This is a genomic window from Sphingomonas sp. P3_C6, assembly GCF_056402595.1.
In genome coordinates, this window is sequence record NZ_JBFUHB010000034.1 from 14,995 (window position 1) to 37,996 (window position 23,002).

A 23,002-nucleotide genomic window follows, 5' to 3' on the forward strand; every position below is an offset into this window, starting at 1 on the left:
CTCATTGCCCCTGTTGAGCCTGTGCCTTCTGCATCGCCTGCTGGAGCAGCACGACCGGTGATTTTTCGCCCCGCCGCCGGATCGACCAGCGGATCGCGAAGCCCCACAGGGCGACGAACACCGCCAGCACGCCGACGAGCAGGAACACGTCGTTGAAGGCGAGGATGTTGGCCTCGCGCGCGACCTGCTGCGCCAGGATCGCCGTGCCCTCGGCGCCGCGAAGCGTCGGGTCGCCGACCACGCCGGCCACCGCGCCGCCGCCTGCCCGCAGGCGGGCCGCGACCAGCGGGTCGGTCAGCACGATGCGCTGGACCAGCTCATGCGAGTGGAACTTCTCCCGCACCACCTGGAACGTACCGAGCAGCGCGTTGCCGACCAGCCCGCCCAAGCTCTGGCTGATGCTGAACAGCACGACGAAGCTGATGAAGTTCTTGCCGCCCGCCAGCAGCGTGCGCGCGATGCCGATCACCATCGCCTGGGCGAGGAACAGCAGCGAGGCGAAGCCGATCAGTGCCTGGCTGATATAGAAGCTGCTCGGCCGGGTAAGGTTGGAGGCGTCGGCATCCATGAAGGACGCGATGACGATCAGCATGACCGCGAAGGTGATCGGACGCGCAACATTGTCCGGCCTGAAGGTCAGCACCGCGGTGGCCAGGCCGGCGATCGAGGCGAGCACGACGATGACGTTCAGCATCACCATCTGGTCGTTGATCATGCCGACCACGGTCAGCAGCCCGACCGAGCCAAAGGCCTGTTCCGAGAGCAATATGCGGACGGAGGCGGCGACCGCCATCAGCCGCAGCACCTCCCGCGTGGCGAGCCAGCGCGTGTTGATCAGCGGGTTGGCGCGGCGATGCTCGACGATCAGCGCGGCGGCGATCAGCGTGATGCTGGCGACGAGCGCCCAGCCAATCCAGGCCTGATCGGTCCACCATTCGATCCGCCCTTCGGACAGCACGGCGATGAGCAGCCACAGGCCGGGCGCGAGCAGGAAGAAGGTGAGGAAGTCGAGTGGCTCGAACACCTCCTCGCGCTCGCTTGGCGGCAATGGCAGGCTCATCACGGCGCCGAGCGTCGCGAGCGCGAGCCCGAGCTCGAACCAGTAGAGATTGTGCCAGTCGCCCCATTCGAGCAGCCGCGGCGAGAAGACCCGCGCCAGCGGCGAGGCGAGCTGTGAGATGCTGATGCCGATCATCACCGCGGCAAGCCGTTTCGGTGCCGGCATCGCCTGGAAGAAATAGAGGATGGTGAGGGTGGAGAGGCCGCTGGCCGCCACGCCGCTCATCGCGCGCACCGCCACCGAGGTCCAGAAATCGTGGAGGAACAAATGGAGCAGCGTCGTCGCCGCATAGGCGCCGAGCGTGTAGCGGATGAAAGGCTGGAGGCCGAATTGCTGGCGGTACTTCACCAGCAGCAGGTTCGCGGTGACGTTGGTCATGAAATAGGCGGCGGTGAGCCACGCACTCTCATTGCTGTCGAGGCCGAGCGTGCCTTGCGCGAAGTTGAGATTGACCGTGACCAGCGCGTTGCCGAGGCCACCGGTGATGCCGATCAGGCAGCCGATGAGGAAATACCAGACACGGCGGCGCGCAGGATGATCGGGATTGGCCGGCGACCCCGGCAGCGTCGGTTTCTCGTGCGGCTTGAAGACGTATTCCACCACGTCCCTGTCTTCCTTGCCCCCAATTCCTCGACTCGATCGCCGGGGAAACAGCAGGGATGCGCTTAGGAGGGCGGTGTTGCCAGCGTCAATTACACCATAAGTGTAGGGTGAAAAACCGACTGCATGGCCTATCTCTCACCAGGCGGGGCCGCTGGCTCCCGCCGATCGACCGAGGAGCGAGACAGTGACGACCCCCCTGCGTATCCTGCTGCAGACCACGATCGAGCCAGCGAGCGACGACTGGAGCATTGCGCGCTTCTCCGTCCTGCGCGGCCTGCTGGAAGAGTTGCGCGGCGATGACGGCGCGCAGCTGTATGAGGTAACCGCGCGCGACCGGGCGGCGCCGCCCGGGGCTGACGATCCGGTGCTGGCGCGGATCGACGAGAGCGATTTCGACCAGGTGTGGCTCTTCGCGGTCGATGTCGGTGACGGGCTGAACGCCACGGAGTGCGCGGCGATCGGCCGTTTCCGGGAGCGGGGCGGCGGGCTGCTGGTGACGCGCGACCATATGGACCTGGGGTCCTCGGTCTGCGAGCTGGGCGGAGTCGGCCGGGCGCATCATTTCCACACGCACAATCTAGATCCCGATCCGGCGCGGCACGCGATCGACGACACCTTCACCACGAACATCCTCTGGCCGAATTTCCATTCGGGATCGAACGGCGATTATCAGGAGATCGTGCCGGTGCAGCCGGTCCATGCGCTGCTCCTCGATCCCGCTTCGCCCGACGGTTTCCTGCGCTATCTTCCCGCGCATCCGCATGAGGGCGATGTCTCGGCGCCGGCCGACGATGCCAGCGCGCGGGTCATCGCGACGGGCAGCAGCAAGGTGACGGGGGCGGAATTCGCGATCGCGGTTGCGTTCGAGCCGCAGGACGGCGCGGGGCCGGCGGTGGCGCAATCGACCTTCCATCATTTCGTCGATTACAACTGGGATGTGGCGCATGGCGCGCCGAGCTTCGTCAGCGAGCCGCCGGGCGGGAGCCTGATCGCCACGCCCGAGGCGCTGCGGTCGGCCAGGCTCTATGTCGCCAATCTGGCGCGGTGGCTGGGCGGGACGGCGCAGGCCCGGCATCTCGACGAGCAGCTGGACGAGGCGCTCGACGAGAGCTTCCCCGCCAGCGATCCGCCCGCCATCGGCTGACGGGCCGGAGGGTAGGGGTCAACTCACCGCCTGGCGCATCGCGCGCTGGGTGAGGGCGATGTCGCCATCGACCGTCGCGACGATGTCGAGCGTGTCGCCGTCACCGGCACGGGCCAGCAGCACGACATAGTCGCCGGCATGCAGGCCGGTCTCGAGCGAGAAGCTGGCAAGGGTGGGGCGCGCATTCAGCACGGTTGCCGGATCGGCCGATCTTGGTGCCGCGGCGGGCCTCTTTGCGTCGCGCTCGGCCTTGACCACGCCCTTGATGCCGCCCTCGAAGCCTTCGAGGAAGTCGGTCAGGCCGCCCGGCGCCACGCCGACGCGGCGGGCATGGGAAAGCACGGCGGCATATTCGGTCAGCCGCGTCTTGTCGTAATCGGCGCCGAAGACCAGCTTCACCACCGGCGTCATCGGGGCGCGGAGCTGCACCGCGATGCCGGCATGGTCGAGCAACAGCTCATAGGCGGTCGGATCGGCATCGGCCGCGGCGGCGAAATCATGCGCGCGGGCAAGCGCGCGGTAAAGCGTGCTGCGCGTCCGTGTGTCGGCCGCCCGCACCGCGGCGGCGGTCTGCTGCGCCAGCATCAGCTGGTCGGTCAGGCTGCCGCTCGGCGCGTTCGACCCGATGCCGCGGCCGATGGGCTCATCCTGCTCGATCGCGTTGAAACCCGCACTCGGGCCATCGGCCCAGGCAGGGGCGCTGGCGACCGGCTTGGGCGTCGCGCGATGCGATTCGTCGACCTCGGCATCCAGCTTCGCCTGGGTGTCTGCGTCGACCAGCTCCTTCCAGTTGATCACGCCATAGATATAGTCGATCGAATCCTCGTCCGAGGAAAAGGGCATCAGGATGCCGCGATACATGGTGTTGTGGCCGCGCGTGTTGACGAATTCGGCCTCGAAGCCGATCGGCGCCCGATTCGCGATGATCTGGAGATAATGGTCGGTCAGGCGCGACAGCAGCGAGCGGCTCGGTACCTGGGCGATATGGGTGACGCTGTGGTCCAGCGCGCATTCGTCGCGCAGCAGCTTGCCGAGCCACGGGATCGACGGATCCTCGACGCCGTTCGAGAAGTCGAGCAGCACGCTGTGCGGGCCGAAATCGGTGATGTTGGCCGGATCGAGATCCTCGATCGACGGATAGGCGCGGCCGCGCAGCAGCGAGACCCAGTAATTATAGGCGCGCACATGCATGCGCCGCTCATCGGTGCCGATATCGAGCCGCGGATCCTCGACTCCGCTCGCGCCCGAATCGAGATCATGATCGATCCCCCGATCCTCTTCGAAACCGCGGACGTTATCCATGCAAAAGCTACCCTCAAGGGCCTTGAGAAGCCCGTTACCCCGGCATCCTGCACCGGGCGTGGTAAATGTTGTGTAAAGGGATGGGCCGGGGCAACCCCACCGCTCAGGCGGCTTGTCAGGCGGCGAAGCAGATGTTAAGCGCCGCCCCCTCGCGACAGCCCGTGCAGGGCCGCACCGGGGATATGCCGCTTTAGCTCAGTTGGTAGAGCATCGCATTCGTAATGCGGGGGTCACAGGTTCGAGTCCTGTAAGCGGCACCAGTCCATAACGAGAACACCCCTAGAAAACCGCAGAAATCTGCGGTAAACTGGCTCTCGGCGGTCCCACGAAATCTCATTATGTTCCGTGGTGGTCCACCCAAAGTGGACCACGAATCGGTGGACCACGAACGAGCCAAGGAGGCGTGGTCCACCATGCTTACGAATGTGCAGATTCGCGCGTTGAAGCCCCAGGCACGGCCCTACAAGGTGCCTGACACCGACGGCCTGTTCCTATTGGTTCAGCCAACCGGTGCGCTTCTGTGGAGATTTCGCTTCAAGGTCTTCGGCACCGAGCGAAAGCTCTCGCTTGGCACATTTCCAACCGTAACGCTCCAGCAGGCGCGCAAGAAGCGGGATGAGGCGCGCGCGCAACTCATCGACGGCATCGATCCCGTTCAGGAGAAGCAGCAGAAGCGGCTCGAGGCCGAACTCGCCGCCAAGACCACCTTCAAACTGGTCGCCGAGGAGTACATTCAAAAGATGGAACGGGAGGGAAAGTCGCCTGCCACCATCAAGAAGGCGCGCTGGTTTCTCGAATTGCTGGACGGCATTGCCAGCCGGCCGATCGCATCGGTGACGCCTCACGAGTTGCTGGATGTCCTGAAGCGTGTTGAGCGGCGCGGTCACCACGAAACCGCACTCAGGCTACGGGCGTTCGCCGGCCGCGTCTTTCGATACGGCTTCGCGACGTTGCGCGCCGACCGCAATCCAGCCGATATTTTACGCGGAGCGCTGACCGTACCGAAGGTCAGTCATCACGCCGCGATCGTAGAGCCGGCAAAGGTCGGAGACCTGTTGCGCGCCATCGAGGATTATAAGGGACGGCCGGAGACGCTTTTTGCCTTGCGGCTGGCGCCGCACGTATTCCTCAGGCCCGGCGAATTGCGGCAGGCTAAGTGGAGCGAGATCGATTTCGCGGACAAGGTCTGGCGGGTCCCGGCCGAGCGCATGAAGATGAAGCAGCCGCACGCCGTGCCGTTGTCGCGTCAGACGGTCTACCTGCTCCAGGAACTGCGGTCGCTCGCTAGACCGAGCGAGTTTCTGTTCCCGGCCTTGCATACGACCAAACGTTCGATCTGTGAAAACACCTTGAACACGGCACTGCGCCGGTTGGGCTTTGAGCATGACGAGATGACCAGCCACGGCTTTCGCGCGATGGCGAAGAGTCTCGAGCGCGACCCTCAGGTCGAGTCAATTCTGCGTAATCGGAAAGCGCAGTTGGGCTTGCCGGAGATGCCGGGGCGCAGCGTTGGGCAGAGTCTGGCGGACGTTATTGGCCGAGGTCGGAGTCGGGGGCTGGGAATCGAGATGTAGATAGATCTGCTTCGCGCCAGTGCCGGTCGTTGAGAGGTATGTCCCAACCCAGAAACGGTCTTTCCAGAGTGCATTGGGTGTCAAGATTGGTGGAAGCACGAACCCGCTGCGCGGGATTGGCGTTGGTGGTGATGTAAGGGCGATGACGCGGGCGCCCCGCCTGGATTGAGCGGCGCCCAGCGCGGGCAGCGGGTTCGTGCTTCCACCGGAGCCAGTCATTCACATCCGCTCTGGTGAATGACCGGTTCTGTCGGAAGCTGCCGACAGGGGGGCACTTCGAAGCACACGGTCGGCTACGCGCCCTAAAAATCGCCATTGGCGCCACCATTCAATTCCGCTGAAAGCTGCCGCATGTAGGCGGGCCGCTTCTCGCCCGCATCGAACGTCAAAACTTGATACGTGCATCAACCAGGAATGAGCGCGGCGGAAGGTAGTTGAACTGGTCGAGCTGGCCGTACCCGCTCTGATAGCTCGTGCCGCCGATGACTGTCGTAGGCGCACCTGACGAACTGTTCGAGATCGCGGTGACGGCGCGGCTGTTGAACACGTTTGATACCGTCACGCCGACCTGGAAGCGCTTGTCGATGTCTTGGCTGATCGCGAACTCGCCGATGCTGTACGGCTTGATGCGATAGAGTCGATAGCCCGGGCTGCCGCTATACTCGGTGGCGTATTGCGCGCCCGTGTATTTGTGGTTGTACGATACGCGGAAGCCACCGTTGCGGTAGATGAAGCCCGCCGCCGCCGTCGTGAACGGTGCCTTAGCGATCTGCTCCCCCGTCGTTACGCTCTTCGCCTGGTTGTACGATCCGTTTGCGAACAATGTCAGGCCGTGGATCGGCATGACGTTGATCTGGCCTTCCACGCCCTTGTACTTCACCTGGCCGATGTTGGTCAGCAGCGACGAGTCACAGCCGGTCGTGGTGCAGGTGCCGATCTTGTTGTCGACGTTGATGATATAGCCGTCGACGTCGAGCGAGATGTTGTGGCCGTGCCAGACGGTGCCGATCTGGTAGTTGGTCGATGTCTGCGGCTTCAGCGCGTCGAGCGCGGACGAGAGCGAGCCGGATGTCGAATAGAAGCTCGACAGGTCGGGGACGTACATGCCCTGCGCATACTGACCATAAAACGACCAATTCGACGTCGGCTGCCAGTTGATCGTCGCGAAGGGCAGCAGCTTGGTCCAGGTCGCGCTGGTGTCGATCGGCGCGCGCGCCTTCTGGTTGAGCACCGCATTCACGCCGCGCGTGAAGTGGACGTACTTCAGGCCAGGCGTGATCGACAGGCCCTCGAACGGATGGAATTCGAACTCGCCGAAGATCTGATACTGGTGCCAGTTCGAATGCTGCAGATACTGTACGTTGGCGAGCGTACTGGAGGGCTGGGATGCGTTCGCGGCAGTGCCGTCGGCGAACTTCTCGTTGAAGCTCGGCGCGCCGGTGGTGCGGTCGAGATCGAAGATGTGGCGATCGGTGACGGCATATTCGTACCAGCCGCCGAGCCGGATCTTGCCCAGTGAGAAGTCGTAGTTGAGCTGACCGATATAGCCGAAAGTCCGGTACTTGTTCAGCTTGTTGTAGCCGAGCACGTCGGTCGACGGACCCTTGACGGCGACAAGCGGCGATGCGGCGGTGCCGGCGCCGGAGAAGCCGGTGAATACGGTGCCGGGGCTTTGCACGAAGGTATTGGGCGTCCCGGCCTTGATCGAGGTGCTGCCGTTCCCCGAAAAGGTGTTGTTGGTGTAACCGTACATGTACGCGCGGTTATCCATCGAGAAGCCGCCGCCGAAATCGCTCTGCAGGCGGATGTACGAGAAGTCCGTGGTCTTGTCGGTGCGGTTGAACTTGTAATAGCTCGCAAGGCCCGGATCGTTGGTCAGGCCGAAGTTCCTGCCGTAAATGCCGACGTTGGAGGTCGCCGCGCAATTCTCACCGGTGAGCTGTGTGAGAGGATTGCTTGATGCATCCAGCGCCGTACGCGACGTGCCCGAGACGGTCGCGCTGCCGCAGGTCGCGCCTTTGGCGACGTCCGACTGGTAGTAGAAATTGCGGTTCCAGGTGCTCATCAGCGTGAGCGTGTTAGAGCCGATCGGGATGACCGCCTTGCCGTAGAGGTTCTTCGAATTCACCGGCGAATAGGTGAGGGCGCCATCCGACTGCAGGTACTGGCCGGTCAGTACGACGCGCGTGCCGCCCAGCTTCTCGATCTTGCCGCTCTGAAATTCGGCGCGGCCGATGAAGCTGTTGAAATTGCCGATGATCCCTTCGATCTGACCGCCCTTCTCGTCGCGCACGCCGCGCGAATACATGTTGAGGTTGCCGCCGTACGTCGCCTGGCCGAGCTGGCTGGCGTTGCCGGGGCCGCGATCGACGACGACGGTCTCGATCGTGTTCGACGGGAAGAAGGCGGTCGAGTGGTGCGTCGGGTTGTTGGTGTCGGCGAACGGGATCGAGTCGTAGGTGACGTTATATTCGCCGTCCTGGAAGCCGCGGATCACCGCCTTGCTCTCGCCGAAGCCGGCGCCGTTACCGGTGCCGGTGATCGACACGCCGGGCGTGAGCATGATCAGCGTGTTGAAGTCCGCGGTGGGCACGACATTGTCGATCTGGTCACGGCTGACCGCCGACTGCGGCTGCGTGGTGGTGAGCGATGCGGTGATCGGTGCGCTCTCTGCCGTCTTCGAACCCGTAACGATAATATCCGACGACGTCAGCGAGTTCTTGTCATTCGCCTGACCGGCGCTGTTGGCGCTGGTCGTCTGTCCGTCATCGACGCCGGCAGGAGCCAGCGCCGGAGCATCTGCGGCGTAGGCAACGGTAGAACAGACGAACGCCGTCAGGCTGGTGGCGACGAGCAATGCCGCACGCAGATTGGTCTTCATGATGATGTCCCCAGGATATTGGATGTCAGTGGGTGGCCGGCGTCGCGAGTTCTTCGCGGGCGGCTTTGTAGAGGCCGGAAAGGCGCGGATCGTTTGCGAGCATCCACGCCGACAGCGTGCCGACGACGTGGCTCGCCTCCGTGTCGGTCGCGTAGTGCGCGCCGCAGATCTCGCGACTGACGGCATAGTCGCGGGCACGGTCGAGGATCGCCGGCGCCCGGTCGGGCAGCAACTGCGCGAGCGTCCAGCCGACCGAATAGCCGAGGCCGGAATGGCCGCTCGGATAGCCGCGCGTCGGCTTGGCGCCGGGCTCGTTCTCGCAATTGTGGATCGTCGTATCGACACCCCATGGCCGGACGCGGTTGAAGAAATTCTTGCTCAGGCCGACCGTGAGATCGGTCTCGCCTTGTACAAGCTTGAGGAGGGCCCAGGTGTTGGGCAGCGCCTTCAGGTCGCGACCCGCCGCCTTGTCGAAGATCGACGGGTCTTCCAGGTCGCTGTCGGCCTTTGCCTGCGCGATGCGGGCGGCGTCGGCGCCGTCGATCAGCGCATGGATGCGCTTGAGTTCGAGTGCCTCGGCGGGTGAGCCCTTGGGCGCGGGTGCCGGCAGCGTGCGGGCCGGCTCGAAGGCGGCGGAGTCGAGATACTGTAGGGTTTTGTCGCCCTTCGTCGCCGGCGCGAGCACCAGCACGGTGAAGCTGCCCGGCGCCGGCTGGCCGCGCTTCGCACCCTTGGCGATCGGACCGAGCGTGGCGGCCGGAAGGTAGATGCGTCCGTCGCGCGGATCGATCGCGCCGGTCTTGGCGCCGCGCTGCGTTGCGATGACGCCGGCCACCGCGATGTGGTTCGGATCGGCGATTGTCAGGGCGACCAGCGTGCCGGTGCCGCCGCAGGGGATGAAGGCAAGCCCGCGCGCTTCGTCGACCAGTACGGCGTCGGGATCGGCGCCGATCCTCAGCGTCGTGAGTGTCTTGCCGCTCTTCGCGTCGATCACCAAGGCGACATGGTTGGCGCAGGCGGAGATCAACCGCGTGCCGTTCGCCACCAGCGCGAGGCCGGTCGGACCGTCGCAGCCGGGCAGTGCGATCGTGCCGGTGCGGCGCTTCGACTTGAAGCCGATGCGAGCGATGGCGTTCGCGTCCTCGACGTTGACGAAGCCACCGCCCTTGCCGTCCGCAACGCCGAATTCGAGCGCGCCGCCGACGGTGATCTTGCCGACGAGCGTGCGGGTCTTCGGGTCGATGAGCGCCACGTCGCCGTCGCCCGCATTCATCACCGCGATCAGGCCGGTCGCCGGATCGACGAACGCGGCATCGGGCTTCGCGCCGGTGGCGATCTCGGCGAGCACCTTGCCGTCCTTGACCGAGACGAAGCGCGCGAGGCCCGTTTCGCCATCGGTTTCGAAAACGGTCTCGCCGCCGTCGATGGCCAGCACCGAATGCGCTCGGCGCGCGGGCGCGAGTGCGTCGACGACCTTGTGCGTGGCAAGATCGACGCGTTCGATCGCCTCGCCGCGTGCGATGTACAGCGCGCCGCCGACGGTATCGACCGACGCGAAATCCCAGGAGCCGTCGCGTCCGGGAATCCGGCCGACGATGCGGTAGTCTACGTCGATTGCAGGTGGTGCGGCCTGGGCGCAAGCGCCCCCGCACGTGGCCGCGAGTGCGGACACGATCAATGCGACTCTCATGTTCTAAAACCCCTTACCGCTCCCGGCTGAAGCGGCGGCTATGGAAGTCATGTTACGTTTCGATGGCGAAACCACGACAGTTCGGAGATTGGGAAAATGTAATCCCGCGCCACGCGTCCCCGGTCGGCTACCCTTCAAGACGCTTTGTGGCGAGGAATGACGGCGCGATAGAGCGAAGCCCCGATATAATCGCGAAACTCCAGCGCGAGGCCGTCTGGCACTGGGCTCAACGCGCCGAAGCCGGATTTTGCGATGCAGAATTGCGTGCCTTCGACCGCCTTGACGGCGCGCACCTCCGAACCCGCGCCGCACAGCACGTAATCGAGACCGTCGCGGCGGATATGCTGGAGGTCGTGATCGTGGCCGTTGATATAGGCCGACACGCCGTGCTTCACGAGAATGGGTCGGACCAGCTCGACGAGCTCCGGCGTTTCGCCGTGTCCGCTGCCGCCAGAGCGAATGGTGTGATGGCCGAACACCAGCTTCATCAGCGCGGTCGACGCGGCGAGCTCGCGGTCGAGCCATGCGAGCTGCGCCGCGGTATCCTGCTGCGTCACGTTCGCGGCGATCGCGGCCTCGGCCTTTTCGCTGTATTTGTGGACAAGCGGCGACGTGTCGATCGCGAACAAATCGACGCCGGGCAGACCGGCCGTATCGCCAGAGACCTTGTAGTAGCGGCTCGGCATCTTCCAGCGCGCGCTGGTCGCTGCATAGTCGATCTGCGCCTGCGGATTGCCCTTATAGTCGTGATTGCCGAGCGCAACGTACCACGGCACCTGCAGCGCTGCGTCGGTGTAGATATCCTCGAATGATGTCTTCCACTGCGCGTCATGCGCGGTCTGGACGCCGCTTTCGTAGAAATTGTCGCCGACCGAGAGGATGAAACGGCTGCCGAGCTCGCGCGCGGCCTTGCCCATCCCCACCGCCACGTCGCGCTGATGCTGCGCGCCGTCCCGGCCCCAATCGCCGACGACGAGGAAGCCGCCCGTCGGTTTGGCGACGGCGGCGCGCGCGAAAGGAGTGATCGCCGCGGCGGCGGCGATGCCGCCGACGACGGTGCGGCGGGTGATTTGCTTTGTGTCGGTCATCGCGGGCATCTCTTTCCGTCTAGAATTTGAACTTCACGCCGCCTTCGAAGGTCTGGTCGTAGAATTCGCGCTGGATCGGCCGCGTCGTGTCGGCCTCGTAGATGCGGTAGCGCTCGTTCGTCAGGTTCTTGACGTTGAAATAGAGCTTGATGCCTTTGCGCACCTCCAGCGACGAGGTGAAGTCGAGGGTCGTGCGCGCATCCTGATAAACGTCAGTGGCGGGGCCGTCGCCGATGCCGAACAGGTTCGCGCCGACATATTGCGCCGACAGTCGCAGCTGCAGGCCGTGCGCCTCGTAATATGCGGCCGCGTTCCACGTCCATTTCGAGGTGGCGGGCAGGATCTGCCTGCGGCCGCCGTCATGGAGGGTGATCCCGCTGTCCACATAGGTCGCGTTGGCGCCGATGCCGAAGCCGTCGAACGGCTTGGGCAGGAAGGTGAAATGCTGGTCGTACGCGCCTTCTATGCCGCGCGCGAAGGATGCGCCGACGTTTTCGTAAGTGACGAACACGACCTGATTGCCAAAATCGGTCAGTCGCGCGTCGCTGCCGATATGCTGGCGTGCGACGATGTAATTGTCGAACTCCTTGTCGAAGAAGCCGAGCGACAGGATCCCACCATGCGGCAGATACTGTTCGATCGAGAGGTCGAAATTGTTGCCAGTGGTCGGCCTTAGATCGGGATTGCCCTGCGTGATGATGCCCTTGTCGCGGTCGATCGAGATCGCCGAGGCGATCTGGCTGAAGCCGGGCCGTCCGACGCCGGTCGAATAGGTCGCGCGCGCGATCAGGCTCGGCGTCAGGTTATAGCGGAGCTGCACCGTCGGGAAGACATTGGTGTAGCTGCGCTTGCGCACCGTCAGTGCCGGCGGGAGATCGTCGCCGGTCAGCGGATCGGTATCGAAGGTGTAAGTCGTGTAAGTGGCCTGCGTATGCTCGAGACGCGCGCCGGCGATGCCGCCAAACTTGCCGAGCGAGAAGGTGTACATCGCGTAGCCCGCATAAATATCCTCTTCCGCCTTGAAATAGCCGGTGAGGTCGGTGGCAAGGCCAGCACTGGTGGCGGTTGCGGCGAGTGCGCGAATGGCGCCGGCCGGAACCTGCGGGCCGTTGCTGTAATGGTCTTGGTAATAGTCGGTGATCGCCGGGTTCAGGGCGGGCAGTCCGCTCGACGGTAGCGTGTACGATTGCGCGAAGGGCGTGTCGGTCTTGGTGCGCAGCCGCACTTCGCCGCCGATCTGCAGGCGGTCGTCGCTGCCGATCCAGTGCGTGTCGAGCGCGGCGTTGATCGCGCCGGACCATTCCTCGTCGACCGCCTTTTCGGTCGAGTTGCCGAGCTTGGTCAGCTTGTACAGTGTCGGGTCGTTGACGTTGACGCCGTTGGTCACGCCGAGGGTCGGGAAATCGGCGTTGGTGATGTTGTCGATCGCAAAGGGTACGTTCTTGGGGCCGGTGTAGGTCGTCCCGAAATTGCGCCCGACGCTGAAGGTCGCGCGCGAGTATGCGCCGTGATAGTCGAGCGCGAGGTTGCCGAAGCGATTGCGTCCGCCGACCACGAACACTTGGTTGCGGTGCGTCTCTTCCTCATCGGTGCCCTTGATCGTGATCGCGGTCGTCGTCACGTACCCGGCCGGGTTGGCAGGATTGACGCTCAGCGAGCCGTCCAGCTTGTCGTAAGTGAGCCGGTTCTTCAGCACGGATTCGACATAGCCCGCGATCGAGGCCCGGACGTAATATTGCGTGTCGTCGTTCGGCGTGAAAGCGAATTCGCCGCCATAGCCGAACCGGCGCCGGTTATAGTCGTAGCGCCGCAACTGGATGTCGGCGAGCGCCTTGTTGACCTGCAGCGGCGAGAAGGCCTGGCCGGAGGCAGCCGTCAGACGCGGATCGTCGACATAATCCGCCTCGAGATCGTCGAAGCCGCGCTTGTCGCTGCGGAACGAGCCCGTCAACACGAAGGAGAAGGGTTTGTTGCCAGCGCCAAAGCGCGCGCCGACCGCGAGGTCGAGGTTGAGCGGGCCAGTGTGATCGTGCGCGGGTTCGTAGCCATAGCCGATCGCGCCATCGATGAAGGCATGTTCGATCCGCGCTGCCGAGCGCGGGGTCAATTCGATCGTGCCGCCGAGCCCTTCGGCATCGTGATTGGGCATGCCGGTCTTGCTGACGATAAAACCGTCGATGGCCCCCGTCGGAATCGTGTCGAACTCGACCGCGCGGCCGCTGCCGAAGACGGTGCCGGCCGGGTTGGTGTTGAGCAGCACCACGCCGCCATAGGTCGCGCCGTTGAGGTTGCCGTCGATGCCGCGGATGACGACGAAGCGCCCTTCGCCGGTATCGCTCGAAAGCGACACGCCCGGCACGCGGCTCAGCGCTTCGGCCGAGTTGAAATCGGGATATTTGGCGATCGCTTCCGCCGACTGGACGTTGATGAGGTTCGGCGCATCGCGCTGTGTCTCGCGCGCTTTCTCCTCTTCGCGCGGGGCCGTGACGATGATGTCTTTGCGAGTGTCGTCGTCGCCCGGCGACGATGTGGTGTCGGCAAAAGCGGTAGTCGATGTCGCCAGGACAAGCATCGTCGAGGCGAGCAGCAGCGCGCGATTTCTCACGTGATTTCCCCCTTGGAGGCCGCTCCCGGACGGCTGGTTCCGGGTGGATGGTCGCGGTTTGTGACCGTTGGGCGACTCTCGCTGCCCAGCTGGCCTACATTGGGGTTATTTAATCTCGGACACTTATTGCGCCGGCTTTACGACCAGCACGTGGAAGCTGCCGGGAACTGCCGTTGGGCGGCCGCCGGGCGTGGCGGGTGCAGCGAAGGCGGCGGTCGGCAAGTAGATCGCGCCGGTCGCGGGATCGAGCGCGCCGGTCCGGGCGCCCACTTCGGTCGTGACGCGGCCGACGCGCGCTACGCCGCCGGGGGCGTCGAGCGACAGGATGTCGAGGACGCCGTCCTTTCCGCAGGGGACGAAAGCCAGCCGCCGTGCGGTATCGAGGATCACCGCGTCGGGGCCTTTGCCGGTATCGACCATGCCGACGATCTTGCGCGTTTTCGCGTCGACGATCACCGCCTTGCCGTTGGCGCAGACGCTGATCAGGCGATTGCTGCGCTCGTCATAGCCGAGCCCGGTCGGGCCTTCGCAGCCCGGCAAGGCGATCGGCGTGCCGGCCTTGCCGCTCGCCACGTCGACCATCTCGAGCTCGTTCGCATCTTCGTCGTTAATAAAGAGCGTGCCGCCGACCAGCGCGGCATATTCCAGCGCGGGCTTGACCGTGATCGTCTTGGTGACGCGCATCGCGGCGGTGTCGATCACCGAGACGGTGCCGCCGTCCGCATTCATTACGAAGACGCGGGCGTTCGCGGCATCGAAGATCGCAGCATCGGCCTTCTTGCCGACCGCGACGCTCGCGATCTGCTTACCGGTCGTGGCATCGAGGAAGCGCGCAGTGCCGTCATTGCCGCTCGTCACCAGCAGGCGATTGCCCGGCAGCGGTACGACGGCATGGCCGCGCGCGATCTCGCCCCAGGACGAGACGCCGCCACCGGCGAGGTCGATCACCGTCACCGATCCGCTGCGCGCGACGAAGAGCCGATGCGTCTCAGGATCAACTCTCGCATAGTCCCACGATCCGTCGGGACCGGCGATCTTGCCCGTCACGGCATAACTGGGCGCGGCCGCAGGTGCGGAGAGGGCAGGAGCGGCGACGGCGGCCAACAGGGCGATCAGGGACAGGCGCATTCGAAACTCCTCGCATGGAACGCGGGCCTTCTGCTCCGCGCATTTCGGCGGCGCCAGCACCCGGCGCCCACATTGGCGAAATACAATCGCGCACCGACGGGCGGCGCTTACCGCCGTTAACAAACATTGGGAAAAACGATGTGCCGTGCCACGGCCTGCCAATCTACAGCGCGGCAAGAAGAATATGCGGTAGCACCGATCGCGTGTTCGAGGATCTGAGATCATGAAACCTGCGATGCTTGCGCTGACGATCGCCATTGTTGCTGCTTCCCGCCCGGCTGCCGCCGCGCCTGCAAAACCGAAGCCGAAGATCGCGATGGCGGCCGCCCGCGCGATCGCGCTGAAGCGCGCTCCGGGGCGTGTGAAAGCCGGGGATTACGAATATGAAAAGGGCGGCTGGCGCTATTCCTTCGACATTGTGCAAGGTGCGCGTATCCACGAGATCGGCGTCGACGCGATGTCAGGCAAGATCGTCGAGGACGCGTACGAAACCCCCGGCGCGAAGGACTGAGCCAGCGATGCGCATCCTCCTCGCCGAAGACGATACGGACATCGCCGCCTTTGTGGAGCAGGGGCTGGGCGAACTCGGCCACGTGGTTACGCGCGTGGCCGACGGGGAGGATGCGCTGCATCTCGGCGCGACCGAGAGCTTCGACGCGATCGTGCTCGACCGCATGCTGCCGCGTGTCGAAGGACTCGACGTGCTGCGCCGCTTGCGGGCGGCGTCGGTCCGCACCCCCGTGCTGGTGCTGACGGCCAAGGGTGGCGTGGCCGACCGCGTCGATGGCCTCGATGCCGGCGCCGACGACTATCTGGTCAAGCCTTTCGCCATGGCCGAGCTGGTAGCGCGGCTGAATGCCCTCGCGCGGCGTCCGCCGATCAACGAGGTCGTGACACGGCTCGAAGTCGGTGACATCGGCCTGGACGTGCTTCGGCGCGAGGTGACGCGCGGTGGCCGCCCGGTGCATCTCCAGCCGCGCGAATTTCAGTTGCTCGGACTGCTGATGCGCAACGCCGGCAAGATCGTAACGCGCACGATGTTCCTGGAGGAAGTCTGGGGTTTCCACTTCGACCCGCAGACCAACATCGTCGAAAGCCACCTCAGCCGGATGCGCACCAAGCTGCGCGAGGGTTTTGCTGGCGATCCGATCGAGACGATACGCGGTGCCGGTTACCGGATGCGCGCGGATGGCTAGCCTGCGCTCCAGCGCCGCCTATCGCATTGCCTTTACCTACGCCGCGGCCCTCGCCGCGGCGATCCTGGTATTGGGCATCGCCGTCTATTTCGCCGCCGACGCGGAGTTCCGTCATCAACGCGACGAGCGTATCGCCGCCGAACTTTCCGATCTCGCGCAAGAGCCGGACGGAACGGCGGGACTGAAAGACGAGATCGCCGAGCGCGAGCGCGGCAGTACGACCGAGTCTTTCGTGTATGCGCTGTTCGATTCTGCCGGCAAGCGCATCGCCGGACGGATGGACACGACGCGCCCGGCGCCGGGGTTCAGCATGATCGTCTTCCGCGACCCGGTGGAGGGCCCGGACAATGCGCGTGCCAAGGCGCTCGACCTGCCGGGCCGTGGTCGGCTCGTGGTGGCGATCGATTCCGAGGCGGTCGAGGCCATCGACGCCACGATTCTCGAACTGTTCGGGATAGCTTTCGCGGTCGTCCTGCTGGTCGGCCTGGCCGGGGCGTTGCTCCTCGGGCGGTATCTGCGCCAGCGGCTCGGCGTCATCAGCCGCACCGCGAACGCGATCGTCGGCGGTGATCTCGACAAGCGCATGCCCGTCAGCGTTTACGGCGACGAGTTCGACGCCGTCGCGCTCGCGCTCAACGCGATGCTCGACCGGATTGCCGGGCTGATGGACAATCTGCGGCAGGTTTCCAGCGACGTCGCACACGATCTGCGTACCCCGCTGCTGCGGCTGCGCGGCCAGCTCGAACAGGTCGGCAAGGTCGATGGCGCGGCCGAACGCGCGCTGGAGCAGGGCGACGCGTTGCTAGCCCTGTTCAGCTCGATCCTGCGCATCTCCGAGGTCGAGGGTGGCGGGCTCGAACAGAGCTTTGCGCGGGTCGATCTGTCGGCCCTCGTCGATGATGTGGGCGACAGCTTCCTGCCGGCATTGAGTGACAGCGGCCACCATTTGGCGTGGAAGGTCGAACGCGGCGTCATGGTGTGGGGCGACCGCGAATTGCTGGCGCAAGCGATCGCCAATCTGCTCGACAATGCACGCGTCCACACGCCCATGGATACGCGCGTGATGCTCACGCTGGCGGCGGACGCGGCGCAGGCGAGGATTTCGGTGGAGGATGACGGCCCCGGCGTGCCCGCAGCGGAGCTGCCCGCCATACTGCAGCGCTTCTATCGCGGCGAGGCAAGCCGGACCACGCCGGGCAACGGCCTCGGCCTCAGCCTGGTTGCGGCGGTCGCGTCGGCGCATGGCGGCGGGGCCGACACGGGCGGAGCATCGACCGGGCTGCGCGTGACGATCACGATACCCAGGATCGCATGATGCGTAGATTTCTCCCGCTTGCCTGCCTGATCTTGGCAGGGTGCCAGAGCTACGCTCCGGCGCCGCTCGACCCCCGGCCTCCGATGTTGGCGGCGCCTGATGTGCAGGCACTGTCGCTTGCGGCAGCGAAGATCGACCGCCCCTATCTGAAGCCCGTAACGATCGATCTTGCCGCGCCGCTGGACGGCAACGCGGTGGCGACGCTGGCGGTACTCAACAACCCCGATCTGAAGGCGCTGCGCGAGCGTGCGGGGGTCGCCGATGCGCAGGTCTTCGCGGCGCGACTGCTGCCCGACCCGACGCTGAACCTTGGTGCGAGCAAGGTGCTGACCGGCCCCGATCCGCTGATGGACCTCGTCGGCGCTCTGGCGCTCGATCTCAACGCGCTGCGGACGCGCGGCGTGCAGGTCGCGGCGGCCAAGGCGGCGGCCGATCAGATACGGCTCGACCTCGCCTGGAGCGAATGGCAGACGGCGGGCGCGGCGCGGCTGCAGGCGGTGCGGATCGTCGCGCTGACGCAGGCGCTGGCGCTGGCGGAGGCGAGCCGCGACAGCGCCCGCTCGCTGCTCGACCGCGACCTGCGCGCGGCCGGACGCGGCGACATAGCGGGCGATCCGGTGCAGTCCACGCGCCTCGCCGCCGCCGACGCGGAGACCAAGCTGCAGACCGCGCGCACCGATCTCAACACCGCCAGGTTCGAGCTCACAAAGCTGCTGGGCCTGCCGCCCGCGACCGAGTTGCACCTCGCGACTACGCCCGAATTCGACGCACCGCTCGATCCGGCGCTCCTGTTCGCCGTCGCGCAGGCCAACCGCACCGATTTGCGCGCGCTCGAGGCGGGCTATGCCTCGCAGGAGGCGACGGTGCGCAAGGCGACCATGGACCAGTTTCCAACGCTCGGACTGACCTCGACCGTCAACCGCGATACCGCCGGCAACCTCATCGTCGGCCCGGCGGTGGATTTCACGCTACCGCTCTGGAACCGCAATCGCGGCGGCATCGCAACCGAGAAGGCCACGCGCGGAGCCTTGCGCGCCGAATATGACGGGCGCCTGTTCCAGACCCGCGCGGAAATCGCCGCCGCCGTCGCCGGGATCGGCATCGCGCGAACGCAGCGCGACACCGTGCTACGCGACCTGCCCGCCGCCGAGCGCTTCGCCGCCAAGAGCCGCACCGCCGCGACCCGTGGCGACCTCGCGCGCTCGACCGCCGACACCGCCGAACAGGCGCTGCGCGACAAGCGCATCCTGCTCGCCCAGGCCGAACAGGCGATCGCCGAACAGGGCATCGCGCTCGAACTGCTTACCGGAACGCTCAGGGAGACTTGGACACAATGACCCGGCTGTGGATCGCCGCGCCAACGCTGCTGCTCGCCGCCTGCTCGGGCGGCGGCGAGGATAAGGCCGCCGACCCGGTGGCGCTGGTCAAGCTCGCCCCCGCCACGCAAGGACAGGCCGGGCAGGACATCGCGCTCTATGGCGCAGCCGAAGCCGGCCCGGCGGCGAAGATGTCGCTGGTCGCGCCCGCCGAGGCGAAGGTCGCCGCGATCGACGCGCCCGCCGGCACGACGGTGCGCCAGGGCCAGGTCGTCGTCCGCCTGTCGCCGTCGCCGACCACGCGCGCCGATGCCGCCAAGGCCGCCGGCGATGCCGCCGCCGCCGACAAGGCGCTCGCCCGCGCGATCCGCATGCGGGGTGACGGGCTGATGAGCGACGCCGATGTCGAGACCGCACGCGCCGCCGCCGCCGCCGCCAATGCCCTGCGCGCCAGCTTCGCCGACCGCGTCGGCGGACTTGCCTTGCGCGCGCCGGCAGCGGGGACCGTCGATACCGTGCCGGTCGCGGTCGGCGATCTTCTGCAGCCCGCCGCCGCCGTCGCCACTGTCACGCGCAGTGGAGACGTGCGCGTGCGCTTCGGCGTCGATCCCGACACCGCCCAGACTTTGCGTCCCGGCATGACGATTCGGATCGCGGGCAATGCCGCGCGCGCGCCGGTCTCGGTGCCGATCGAGTCGGTCAACACCAATGTCGATGCCCAGACCAGGCTCGCCTCGGTCTATGCCAAGGTGCCCGCCGGCAGCGGTCTGCGCGCGGGTGAAATCCTGTCGGGCTCGGTCGCGGTCACGCAGACAGGGTCGGCGCTGACCATTCCCTATGCGGCGCTGCTCGACGATGCCGGGCAACCCTATGTCTACGCCGTCTCGGGTGGCGTCGCGCATCGCCGCGATGTCGAGACCGAGCCCGCGACCGGCGAGCGCGTCACGATTGGGAAGGGCCTCAAGCCCGGCGAGCAGGTCGTGGTCGAAGGCGGCACCGCCGTCGAGGATGGGATGAAGGTCCGCACGCGGTGAAGGATGCCCTGCAACGCAATGCACAGGCGCTGTGGCTGGCGGCGATCCTGCTGATCGCGGGCGGCATCTTCGCGGCGACGCGGATGCCGGTCAGCCTGTTCCCGCATATCGATTTCCCGCGCGTCGTGGTCTCGATCGATGCCGGCGACCGCGACGCTCAGCAGATGACGGCCGAAATCACCCGCCCGATCGAGATCGCGCTGCGCACCGTGCCGGGCGTGACGCGCGTGCGCTCGACCACCAGCCGTGGATCCGCCGAGGTCGCGGTCGATTTCCCTTGGAGCGTGGACATGGTCGCGGCGACGCTCGCGACGCAGACCGCGCTCGCCACCACTTTGCCGGACCTGCCGACGGGGACGCGCTTCGACGTGCGCCGCTCCGATCCGACGATCTTCCCGGTGCTCGGCATCGCGCTGACGTCAGACACGCTCGACCAGAATGCCCTTCGCCAGATCGCCGAGCTGAACGTCCGCCCGGCGTTGACCGCCGTGCCCGGCGTGGCGGGGATCGACATCCTCGGCGGCTCCCCGCGCGAACTCGCGATCGACGTCGATCCCGCCAAGGCGCAGTCGCTCGGTCTCTCGCTCGACGCGATCGCCGCCACCGTCGGCAAGGCCAATGCGGTGCGCGGCGTCGGCAAGCTCGAGGACCGCCACCGGCTCTACCTCGTGCTGGCCGAGAACCGCATCGCCAGCATCGCCGATCTCGCTGCAACGCCGGTCAAGGCCGCGACCGGCAGCGCCGCCGGGATCGTGACGCTCGGCCAGATCGCGACGATCCATCCTTCCGTGCAGCCCAGCTTCACCAAGGTTTCCTCCGGCGGGCGCGACGCCGTGCTGGTCAACGTCCGGCAGTCGCTGACCGGCGATACCGTACGAATCGTGCAGGACGTCGATACGCGCCTCGCCGGCCTTGGCCTGCCGCCGAGCGTCAAGGTCACGCCCTTCTACGACCAGTCGGAACTGGTCACTGGCGCGGCCAATGCGGTGCGCGACGCGATCCTGATCGGCGCGGTGCTGGCGGGGCTCGTGCTGTTCCTGTTCCTGCGCTCGACGCGGTTGATGATCCTCACCGGGCTAATGCTGCCCGCCGTCCTCGCCTCGACATGTCTTGTCCTGTTCGCCTTCGGCATGAGCTTCAACATGATGACGCTCGGCGGGATGGCGGCGGCGGTCGGACTCGTTGTCGACGATGCGGTGGTGATGCTCGAACACATCATGCGCCGGTTGCAGGAAGGCGAGAAGGCGGTCGGCAAGGCTGCCGCCGAGATGTCCAAACCGCTAATCGGATCGACCGCCGCGACGATCGTGGTGTTCATGCCGCTCGCCTTCGTCAGCGGCGTGACCGGCGGCTTTTTCAAGGCGCTGGCGCTGACGATGGTCGCCGCGCTCGGGCTGTCGCTGCTATTCGCGCGCCTCGTCCTGCCGCTGCTGGCCGAGCGCTGGGTGCGCGCGAAAGATGTCGAGGCGGCCGAGAAGGCGGGCGGTTTCCAGCAGCGGCTCGAACGCTGGAACGGCAAGGCGGCGGACCGCGCGCTGGCGCGTCCCGGCCTATTCGTCGCGCTGGTCGGCATTGGGCTGGCGGTGCTCGGTTATGCGGCGTGGAACCACGTGCCGTCGGGATTCATGCCGGCGATGGACGAGGGCGGCTTCATCCTCGACTACAGAGCACAGTCGGGTGCGGCGCTCGGCGATACCGACCGGCTGCTGCGCCAAGTCGAGCAGATCATCACCGCCACCCCGGAGGTCGCGAGCTATTCCAGGCGAACCGGTGTCCAGCTCGGCGGCGGCCTGACCGAGGCGGACGAGGGCGATTATTTCATCCGCCTGAAGAACGGATCGCGCCGGCCGCTCGACGAGGTCATGGCCGAGATTCGCAGTGAGGTGCAGGCCAAGGTCCCCGGCCTCGAAGTCGAAACCGCGCAGCTGATGGAGGACCTAATCGGCGATCTGACGGCGGTGCCGCAACCGGTCGAGGTCAAGCTGTTCGGGGATGATCCCAAGCTGCTGGCGGATTCGGCCAAGCGCGTCGGCGATACGATCGGCAAGATCACCGGCATCGTCGAGGTGGTCGATGGTCTGCGCGTTGCGGGCGATGCGCTGACGGTGAAGGTCGATCCCGCCGCGGCGCTGCAGCAGGGCCTCGACCCCGATGCGATCTCGACTCAGGTCGAGGCGCTGGTGGCCGGCACGCAGTCGACCCAGCTCCGCATCGGCGAGCAACTTGTCGCCGCCCGCGTCCGCGCGCCAGCAGAGCTGCGTACCCGCGCCGACGCGCTGGTGCGTCTCCCGCTGACCGCGCCTGACGGGCATCTCGTTCGGCTCGGGCAGATCGCGACTGTCACCGTCACGCCGGGCCAGACTCAGATTACCCGCGAGGATCTCGCCCCCTTCATCGCCGTCACGGCCCGGCTCGAGGGGCGCGATCTCGGTTCAGGCATGAAGGACGTACAGGCGGCCGTCAGAGGTTTGCACCTGCCGGCCTCAGTGCGCGTCGACTATGGCGGCCTCTTCGCGCAGCAGCAGCAGAGCTTTGCCGACCTCACCGTGGTGTTCCTCGCGGCGCTGCTGCTGAGCGCGCTGTTGCTGACCTTCCTGTTCGGGCGGCTTGCCTGGACGCTGGCGGCGATCGTCACTGTGCTGCTGTCGGCAGCGATGGTGCTGGTCGGCTTGTGGATTAGCGGCATCGAACTCGACATCTCGGCGCTGATGGGGCTGACGATGGTGGTCGGCATGGTCACTGAACTGGTGATCTTCTTCCTCGCCGAATTGCCGCGCGACACCGTGATCGGTATCGACGCCCTGCGTGAAGCCGGCCGCAAGCGCCTGCGCCCGATTTTGATGTCGGCGCTGATCGCCGCGCTGACGTTGGCGCCGCTCGCGCTCGGCCTGTCGCGCGGCGCGGGGCTGCAGCGCCCGCTCGCCACCGCGATCATCTTCGGCCTGACCGCTGCGGTGCCGTTGGTGCTGGTGTTCTTGCCGGCGCTGATCCTGCTGTCGCGAAAGCGGCAGGCCGTCTCCCGCTAGCCTTCGAACCTACCTGCGCACTCGTACAGTTGTGCATTGT

The 23,002-nt window shown here is 66.1% G+C and carries 15 protein-coding genes and 1 tRNA gene; 9 read left to right on the forward strand and 7 right to left on the reverse strand.

Annotated features, from left to right (window positions below):
- Position 1: 1 nt before the first annotated feature.
- Positions 2 to 1,663 (reverse strand): efflux MFS transporter permease, encoded by a 1,662-nt coding sequence (locus AC1DT7_RS21680; protein ID WP_478038258.1) that lies wholly within the window; start codon positions 1,661 to 1,663, stop codon positions 2 to 4.
- Positions 1,664 to 1,847: 184 nt separating this feature from the next.
- On the opposite strand from AC1DT7_RS21680, the gene AC1DT7_RS21685 reads away from it, so the two are divergent.
- The gene (locus AC1DT7_RS21685) at positions 1,848 to 2,807 is read left to right on the forward strand and encodes a hypothetical protein (protein WP_478038259.1); all 960 of its coding nucleotides are present in this window, start codon (positions 1,848 to 1,850) and stop codon (positions 2,805 to 2,807) included.
- Between the two features lie 18 nt (positions 2,808 to 2,825).
- On the opposite strand, the gene AC1DT7_RS21690 is transcribed toward AC1DT7_RS21685, so the two are convergent.
- On the reverse strand, positions 2,826 to 4,109 hold the full coding sequence (locus tag AC1DT7_RS21690) for a PAS domain-containing protein (protein WP_478038260.1): 1,284 nt from the start codon (positions 4,107 to 4,109) through the stop codon (positions 2,826 to 2,828).
- A 184-nt stretch (positions 4,110 to 4,293) separates the two neighbouring features.
- Between AC1DT7_RS21690 and AC1DT7_RS21695 the strand changes: the two genes are divergently transcribed.
- Positions 4,294 to 4,369 (forward strand) — tRNA-Thr (locus tag AC1DT7_RS21695).
- Positions 4,370 to 4,522: 153 nt separating this feature from the next.
- Positions 4,523 to 5,683 (forward strand): tyrosine-type recombinase/integrase, encoded by a 1,161-nt coding sequence (locus tag AC1DT7_RS21700; protein WP_478038261.1) that lies wholly within the window; start codon positions 4,523 to 4,525, stop codon positions 5,681 to 5,683.
- A 385-nt stretch (positions 5,684 to 6,068) separates the two neighbouring features.
- Here AC1DT7_RS21700 and AC1DT7_RS21705 read toward each other — a convergent pair whose 3' ends face one another.
- The 5 genes from AC1DT7_RS21705 to AC1DT7_RS21725 form a co-directional block, all read right to left on the reverse strand.
- On the reverse strand, positions 6,069 to 8,564 hold the full coding sequence (locus AC1DT7_RS21705) for a TonB-dependent receptor (protein WP_478038262.1): 2,496 nt from the start codon (positions 8,562 to 8,564) through the stop codon (positions 6,069 to 6,071).
- A 25-nt stretch (positions 8,565 to 8,589) separates the two neighbouring features.
- Positions 8,590 to 10,254: a phosphatase PAP2 family protein gene (locus AC1DT7_RS21710; RefSeq protein ID WP_478038263.1), complete on the reverse strand. Its 1,665-nt coding sequence runs from the start codon at positions 10,252 to 10,254 to the stop codon at positions 8,590 to 8,592.
- A 134-nt stretch (positions 10,255 to 10,388) separates the two neighbouring features.
- A complete protein-coding gene (locus tag AC1DT7_RS21715) occupies positions 10,389 to 11,342 on the reverse strand; it encodes a purple acid phosphatase family protein (protein ID WP_478038264.1) in 954 nt (317 codons plus the stop codon).
- A 19-nt stretch (positions 11,343 to 11,361) separates the two neighbouring features.
- Positions 11,362 to 13,947, reverse strand: coding sequence for a TonB-dependent receptor (locus tag AC1DT7_RS21720; RefSeq protein WP_478038265.1), 2,586 nt, complete (start codon positions 13,945 to 13,947; stop codon positions 11,362 to 11,364).
- A 123-nt stretch (positions 13,948 to 14,070) separates the two neighbouring features.
- A complete protein-coding gene (locus AC1DT7_RS21725; protein WP_478038266.1) occupies positions 14,071 to 15,075 on the reverse strand; it encodes a YncE family protein in 1,005 nt (334 codons plus the stop codon).
- A 235-nt stretch (positions 15,076 to 15,310) separates the two neighbouring features.
- Here AC1DT7_RS21725 and AC1DT7_RS21730 point away from each other — a divergent pair, with 235 nt between their 5' ends.
- Genes AC1DT7_RS21730 through AC1DT7_RS21755 form a run of 6 tightly spaced genes read left to right on the forward strand, consistent with a single transcriptional unit; the run spans position 15,311 to position 22,962 of the window.
- The gene (locus AC1DT7_RS21730) at positions 15,311 to 15,586 is read left to right on the forward strand and encodes a PepSY domain-containing protein (RefSeq protein WP_478038267.1); all 276 of its coding nucleotides are present in this window, start codon (positions 15,311 to 15,313) and stop codon (positions 15,584 to 15,586) included.
- Between the two features lie 7 nt (positions 15,587 to 15,593).
- Positions 15,594 to 16,271 carry a response regulator transcription factor gene (locus AC1DT7_RS21735; RefSeq protein WP_478038268.1) on the forward strand — a complete coding sequence of 226 codons (678 nt, stop codon included), beginning with the start codon at positions 15,594 to 15,596 and terminating at the stop codon, positions 16,269 to 16,271.
- Positions 16,264 to 17,586 carry a sensor histidine kinase gene (locus tag AC1DT7_RS21740; protein WP_478038269.1) on the forward strand — a complete coding sequence of 441 codons (1,323 nt, stop codon included), beginning with the start codon at positions 16,264 to 16,266 and terminating at the stop codon, positions 17,584 to 17,586. Before AC1DT7_RS21735 ends, AC1DT7_RS21740 begins: the two co-directional genes overlap by 8 nt.
- A complete protein-coding gene (locus AC1DT7_RS21745; protein ID WP_478038270.1) occupies positions 17,586 to 18,923 on the forward strand; it encodes a TolC family protein in 1,338 nt (445 codons plus the stop codon). The genes AC1DT7_RS21740 and AC1DT7_RS21745 overlap by 1 nt, the downstream gene beginning before the upstream one ends.
- The gene (locus AC1DT7_RS21750; protein WP_478038271.1) at positions 18,920 to 19,936 is read left to right on the forward strand and encodes an efflux RND transporter periplasmic adaptor subunit; all 1,017 of its coding nucleotides are present in this window, start codon (positions 18,920 to 18,922) and stop codon (positions 19,934 to 19,936) included. The genes AC1DT7_RS21745 and AC1DT7_RS21750 overlap by 4 nt, the downstream gene beginning before the upstream one ends.
- Positions 19,933 to 22,962, forward strand: coding sequence for an efflux RND transporter permease subunit (locus tag AC1DT7_RS21755; protein WP_478038272.1), 3,030 nt, complete (start codon positions 19,933 to 19,935; stop codon positions 22,960 to 22,962). The genes AC1DT7_RS21750 and AC1DT7_RS21755 overlap by 4 nt, the downstream gene beginning before the upstream one ends.
- The last annotated feature ends 40 nt before the right edge of the window (positions 22,963 to 23,002 follow it).